The following is a 1,390-nucleotide window of genomic DNA, read 5'->3' on the forward strand; positions in this document are numbered from 1 at the left end:
GCGCCGAGCAGCGGGTGGTCGGCGGCGGCCTGCCCGAGCGAGGCGGCGTCCGCCGCCGGGGCGGTCTTCAGCCAGTAGCGGCGGTGGTCGAAGGCGTACGTCGGCAGGTCCACATGGGCCTCGCCGGCGCCCTCGGGCAGCACACCGGTCCAGTCGACGGCGACGCCCTGGACGAACACCTCGGCCATCGACGTCAGCAGCCGCCGCAGGCCACCCTCTTCACGGCGCAGGGAGCCACTGACCACGGCTTCGGCCCGAACCTCGTCCACGATCTCGTTCACGGGCTGGACGAGGACCGGGTGGGCGCTGGACTCGATGAAGACCGTGTGCCCCTCGGCGAGGAGCGAGGCGACGGCCGGCCCGAACCGGACCTGCCGACGCAGGTTCCGATACCAGTACCCGCCATCGAGCACACCCGCCTCACGCACCCACCCACCCGTCACCGTGGAGAAGAACGGCACCAGCGGAGCCTGGCCACGAATGTCCGCGAACGCGTCCGCCAGCGAGTCCTCGATCGCCTCGACATGGCGGGTGTGGGAGGCGTAGTCCACCGCGACCCGGCGCACCCTGACCCCGTCCGCCTCCAGCACGGACAGCGCCTCGTCCAACGCCTCCGCATCACCGGCGATCACCACCGACGAAGGACTGTTGACCGCCGCGACCTCAACCCGCCCATCCCAGGCGGCAATTCGGGCAGCGGCCTCGGCCTCGGCAAGCGCCACAGACGCCATACCGCCCCGGCCCGCCAGCTCACCGGCGATCACCCGGCTCCGCACGGCCACGATCCGCGCCGCATCCTCCAGCGACAACCCCCCAGCCACACACGCAGCAGCGATCTCACCCTGCGAGTGACCGACCACCGCATCCGGCACCACACCCACCGACGCCCAGACGGCGGCCACACCCACCATCACCGCGAAACTCGCCGGCTGCACCACATCCACCCGCGCGATCAGATCGGCATCGACCTCACCCCGCAGGACCGCCCTCAGGTCCCAGTCCACCCAGGGCTCCAGAGCCCGGGCACACTCCTCGATCCGCTCCGCGAACACCGGCGAGGACTCCAGCAGCTCCCGGCCCATACCGGTCCACTGCGAACCCTGGCCCGGGAAGACCAGCACCGTCCGCCCGGCAGGGGTTGCGCCACCGGTCACCACACCGGCCGCCGATTCGCCCCGGGCGAGCGCGGTCAGTCCGGCCACCGCCTCCTCACGGGACCCGGCGACGACCACCGCCCGCTCCGACAGAGCCGCCCGACGCGTCACCAGGGCACCCGCGATGTCCACCAGCGACACATCCGTGTCCCCGGCGAACGCCGCCAGCCGCTCCGCCTGACCGGCCAGCGAACCCTCCGACACGGCCGACACCACCACCGGCACCACACCGTCAT

Annotated in this window: 1 protein-coding gene; it reads right to left on the reverse strand. The window is 72.4% G+C overall.

The window, feature by feature from the left end; genetic code table 11:
- Nucleotides 1-1,358: acyltransferase domain-containing protein (locus tag ABZ937_RS42760; RefSeq protein WP_361701087.1), on the reverse strand; the 1,358-nt coding region annotated here is incomplete at its 3' end.
- Nucleotides 1,359-1,390 lie beyond the last annotated feature (32 nt).

Source organism: Streptomyces sp. NPDC046727 (genome assembly GCF_040645635.1).
Taxonomy (GTDB): Bacteria; Actinomycetota; Actinomycetes; order Streptomycetales; family Streptomycetaceae; genus Streptomyces.